Origin of the sequence: Aequorivita sinensis (genome assembly GCF_006346335.1) — a bacterium.
Classification (GTDB): domain Bacteria; phylum Bacteroidota; class Bacteroidia; order Flavobacteriales; family Flavobacteriaceae; genus Aequorivita; species Aequorivita sinensis.
In genome coordinates this window covers 1-4,974 of sequence record NZ_VDMC01000030.1, presented here as the reverse complement: position 1 = coordinate 4,974, position 4,974 = coordinate 1, and the positions used below count along the sequence as shown (strand labels likewise).

Annotated in this window: 7 protein-coding genes; all 7 read right to left on the bottom strand. The window is 32.2% G+C overall.

Going from position 1 to position 4,974, the window contains the following annotated elements; translation table 11 throughout:
* Positions 1-254: 254 nt before the first annotated feature.
* On the bottom strand, positions 255-971 hold the full coding sequence (locus FHP04_RS14035) for an SDR family NAD(P)-dependent oxidoreductase (protein ID WP_139856783.1): 717 nt from the start codon (positions 969-971) through the stop codon (positions 255-257).
* Positions 972-1,035: 64 nt separating this feature from the next.
* Complete coding sequence (locus FHP04_RS14030; protein ID WP_139856782.1) at positions 1,036-1,596, bottom strand: Crp/Fnr family transcriptional regulator; 561 nt, start codon at positions 1,594-1,596, stop codon at positions 1,036-1,038.
* Between the two features lie 234 nt (positions 1,597-1,830).
* Positions 1,831-2,175 (bottom strand): hypothetical protein, encoded by a 345-nt coding sequence (locus tag FHP04_RS14025; protein ID WP_139856781.1) that lies wholly within the window; start codon positions 2,173-2,175, stop codon positions 1,831-1,833.
* Positions 2,172-2,471, bottom strand: a complete 300-nt coding sequence (locus FHP04_RS14020) for a hypothetical protein (protein WP_139856780.1) — start codon at positions 2,469-2,471, stop codon at positions 2,172-2,174. The genes FHP04_RS14025 and FHP04_RS14020 overlap by 4 nt, the downstream gene beginning before the upstream one ends.
* A 145-nt stretch (positions 2,472-2,616) precedes the next feature.
* Positions 2,617-3,360, bottom strand: a complete 744-nt coding sequence (locus FHP04_RS14540; protein ID WP_110476603.1) for a hypothetical protein — start codon at positions 3,358-3,360, stop codon at positions 2,617-2,619.
* 147 nt (positions 3,361-3,507) lie between these two features.
* Complete coding sequence (locus FHP04_RS14010; protein ID WP_139856778.1) at positions 3,508-4,131, bottom strand: chloramphenicol acetyltransferase; 624 nt, start codon at positions 4,129-4,131, stop codon at positions 3,508-3,510.
* A 2-nt stretch (positions 4,132-4,133) separates the two neighbouring features.
* On the bottom strand, positions 4,134-4,826 hold the full coding sequence (locus FHP04_RS14005; protein ID WP_139856777.1) for an HAD family hydrolase: 693 nt from the start codon (positions 4,824-4,826) through the stop codon (positions 4,134-4,136).
* Positions 4,827-4,974 lie beyond the last annotated feature (148 nt).

Genomic DNA, 4,974 nt, shown 5'->3' with positions numbered 1-4,974 from the left:
TTCCAAGTAGTCAGAATAGCCTGAACATCTTCACTTTCCTTTTCTCTTCTTTTAAATTCCTCAGTTTGTTGATAGTCAGTCATATTATTTGTTTTTGCATGAAGCACAACGGTTAGTATATGAAAAGTAGGCGATTTCGAAGCACCAAACTTTCGGTTAAGCACGAACTTTGAAACGAGCTACAAGCCTTGATTTTAGCACTAATTCGCCTATTTTTTATATACATTGTTAGCGGTTCGTTGTTTTTTCTGTCGTTACATTCTGTCATAGATTTGTCTTGGTACTCGTTTTAAAATTGACGCAATTATTCGCCAACGTTTGGTGACATAAGCTATTTTCTTTTTCTGTTTAATAGCTTCAAAAATTTGTCGAGTTGCTTTGTCAACTGTCGCAACCCAAAATTGACCTTCTCCTTTCGCCATATCAGTATCAACAAAACCTGGTCTTATATCTGTTACATAAATTTGTTGATTAAGTTTTCTTGCCTTTTGTCTTAATCCTTCCAAGTAATTTACTTGATACGCTTTTGTTGCATTGTATGCAGGTGCAATTCCACTTCCACGAAGTCCACCAACTGAACTGATAGCAACTAAATGTCCTGACTTCTGATTCTCAAAATAATTAAAAGCCCAATTTGCGATACAAGTAAATCCCATTACATTGGTTTCAACTGTCCGCTTTTCAATTTCAAAGTCAAGTTTCTCATTTAAGTCGCCCGTTCCTGAACTAATTATTAGTAAGTCAAGGCCACCAAGTACAGTTGTTAAAGCTTCTAAATTTTCAACAATTATTTTCGTGTCGGTTATGTCAAAAGACCGTGTATAATATGAGTTTGGATTTTGCGATTTCAATTCTTCAAGTAATTCAGTCCGTCTGCCTGTAATGCCAACTTTATAATCATTGTCAACCAAAATTTTAGCAATTCCTTTTCCAATTCCTGATGTCGCACCGATAATTATTGCTTTTTTCATAAAGTGATTTTTAGGGCAAAAATAATGATGTTTAGAATTTAAAATCTTGGTGCTGACCAACATTTTAAATCTTGACACGGTTTAGCAATTTACTGAAATTTGTAGAGTCTATTCTCAAATAAGAAGCCAAATCTTTATTGGAAACCATATTAATAAGAAAAGGATATTTTTTAGTTAATAGAACAAAACGTGATTCAATATCGTGTGACATTAATTGATAATGTCTTTCTACCATTTCTACTAAAAAGAATTCAGTTATCTTTCGGAATAAAGTTTCAATTTCGCGATATTCTAACATCAATTGTTGATGTTTTTTGTAGGAAATTCTTAAGAAACGGCTATCTGTTATCGTTTCTAAATAGCATTTTGAAGGTGTTTGTGTTAGAAAAGATTCTGGTATTGTAGAAAAGGAAGGTGCGAATGAAAAAGAAATTATATGTTCTTTATCATCTTTTAAATAATAGGATTTCTGTACACCTTCTAAGACAAAATAAAGGTACTTTTGAGTTTCTCCTTGCACAGTCATTGTAGTTTTTTTGGGAACTGATATTTCCTTCCAATGCGAAATATACTCGTTTAATACTACATTCTTTATCTTGTGTATGTTTAGTAAAAATTCTTTCATTTATTATTTCAATAGTTCTACTAAATAGTTGAACTTGTTATTTGTATAAGTATTTTTTAGATAAGTTCGATTTTTTTTTCAATGACCGCTAACGGTTTTGTGTATGGCTCGTTGCGGGAAATCCGCGAGGATTTTCCGCCGTAGAACGAAGATAGCAAATTGCAATGAATTCCGATTAGGAATTCAGCCGCAATGAGCTATACACGTTGTTACCACACGTTTTTATTTTATATTTCAGAATATCAGTTGGTCAAGTTGATTTCTGATTGAGAATAGGAATATCAAAATCAAAAGTGTTATCAGATTTGTTTTGAATTTCACATATTCTTGTTTTTTATATTCTTTTGTTATTACATAAACTAAAAATCCGCCAACAAGCAAAATCGGAAGATAGTTTAAAATTAGGTCAACATACCATAATTCCGCAATTCTGCTTGAAGTTGCTCCAGAACCATAAATCAAAAAGAAAGCAAGTATCTCAATGAAAACCAGAAGTAACAGAATTCCAAAAAACAGAATTGTCCTAATTCCAATTCTGATATAATTTGTTTTTAGCTTTAAAAATTCGGTCACACTCATCCGCTAAAAGTTTCGGTTGGTAAATTCAGACAGATGATTGCAGAAACGATATGAATTCCGAATATTATGATTGTCCATTTGGGTTTTTTAGTCATCAAAATTCCGTAAATGGGAATCTGAATAACAGCAATAATAATTGCCAAAATTCCAATTTGATTATTCAGCACGCTTATAATCATCGAATATGGATAAACGATTTTAGCTGGCCAAAAAAATCCGTGTCCGCCACCCATTGATAACACTATAAATGTTAAAATCAGAATGGTTATTAATGCTATGACGATTGCTTTTTTCAAATGTGTGGTAACGGTCTCGGCTATGAGTAGTTGCGTGTTTTAGTACCTAACTTTGCAAGTACACACCAAACTGAAAATCCGCGAGGATTTTCAGAAGTAGGTGAGAACAAGCAATTACTTATAGCCATTGTTGGCAATAGTTTTTTCATTCGTATGTTCCATACCAATTCAATTCCGATTTCCAATCGGTTTTTGTGTAATCCACTTTGTTATTGGTATATACTCGAAATATTTTTTTAATCCTAGTATTTTCTAAAAGAGACTTAATAGAATCGTATTGTTTTTTGGGAACTTTTTTATCCACGAACAACATATATTTAAAATCATTCTCATTTGGCTCCTTAAATGAAAAAATATATTCCATAGTTGCAAGTTCGATACCCGATAGGTTTATATATTTATCTGATTTTGATATTAGTTTGCCATTTTTATATCCAACATAAATATTATAGTCAAATTCTTTATTTCCGCTCGGAATGAGTCCGTTTTCTTTCTTGACTAAATCAATGTCGAGATTTATGTTTTTTTCAAAGTATTGATATGCATTATTAATTTTCGATAATTCAATTGTGCGTAAAGAATCAGTCTCTGTTTTGATGAATAAAGTATCCTTTTGAGAATTCATTTTATATTCAAAAACAAAGTCGGTTCTTAAATCAGGGTCAATATTTGTTAGTTGAGTATAATAAATTTTTGAATTGTCACTTCTCCAGGAGTACTTGGTTTCTCGTTCCCAAGAATTTGTCAAAAGAGAATCTTTGTAGAATCTTAAATCCACAATATTTGCACTATTCGTTGAACTCCAATTACCAAGCAAGTCGGTATCTAAGTTTTTATCCGCGCAACTTTGACAAATTGCAATTATTAATATTGTTCGAATTATGTTCATTCAAATTATTGCCAACGGTCTCGGCTATGAACAGTTGGGGGTTTTATGCCCTAACTTTTCGGTTTAGCACCGACCTTTGTTTTATGTTTATACTTTTGTTTTATCACTTTCGCCCCAATTGTTTATAGCCATTGTTGGCGGTAGTGTTTATTCATTCATTAGTTTTTGAAATTCGTCTATAAATTGTCCAACGTGAAAGCCGTCCATTAATGCGTGGTGTCCGTGAATGGAAATTGGCATTGATTTTTTTTTGTTGGTTTCTGTCATTTTACCAAACGATATTTTTGGACAACTGTCTGGGTGCGAAAAACTTCTTGCGTGTGAAATACTCGTAAAATCAATCCAAGGAATTGCCGAAAAGTGTATCACATTTTCGCCTGAAACTGCAGGTAAAAGGCTGTTTGTGTTTTGAACTTTTTCAATTTCTTCCATTGCTTTTTGATAAAATTCATCTTCATTTTTTGCATAATCCATATAAGCAAATCCGAATGTTCCGTTTGGTCGGTTTATGGTTGGTGAAGCATTTACAACATCAAATTCATAGGCTTTATTATCAATTATCCTGTATTTAAAATTGTCAATTTTGTTCGCAGATTTCAATGCTCGATATAAATAATAAAGGAAGAATGAAACTTGTTTTTCTTTGGCTTTTGAATAAGCAGTTGAACATTCAACATTAACCGTTACGCCAAAAAATGGCTCGGAAAATTTTGAAAAAAAATGAAAATGTTCTTTTCTGTTCCAATTCTCTATATCAATTAATTTCTTCATTTTTAGTTCAAATAATTTTTGATTTCGTCAATTTTTTTTAGTTCAACAAAATTTTCGTGTTTTAAATTGTGGTCTTGTTGTTCGTGTGTCCAAGTTACGTGGTACGGAATATGGGCTGCGTTTGCACTCAATTCTAAAACTGGAAGAATGTCGGATTTTATGGAATTTCCCAACATTAAAAAGTTTTCAGGTTTACAGTCTAAATGTTTTAGCAACTTTTGATAGTCTGTAACTTTTTTATCACTCATAATTTCTATATGGTGGAAATAATTTTCCAATCCCGAATTTTTGAGTTTTCGTTCTTGGTCGAGCAAGTCGCCTTTTGTAGCCACTATTAAACGATAATTGTCTTTTAGTGTTTCCAAAGTTTTTTGAACTCCATCTAAAAGCTCAATGGGTTTTTGCAACAAATCGTGTCCGATTTCGATTATTTTATCTACCACATCAAGCGAAACGGTTTTATTTGAAACTCGATTTGCTGTTTCAATCATACATAACATAAAACCCTTAATTCCGTAACCGTAAAGGTGCAGATTTTTCATTTCGGTTTTAAAAAGTTCCTGTGAAACAGTATGTTGTGGAAGGTAATTTTCAAGTAATTCACAAAATTGTTTTTCGGCTTCTTGAAAATAGGGTTCATTTATCCACAAAGTATCATCTGCGTCAAACGCAATGGTTGTTATTTTTTCGTTCATTAAATTCTCGATTTTTCGTGTTTTTTACATTACCGCCAACGTTTCGTATATGATAAGTAGGCGATCACTAAGCCCTAAATTTTTGTTTAATCCTAAAGTTTGATACAAGCCAAAAATATTTCAATTAGTACTTTTTCGCCTATTTTTC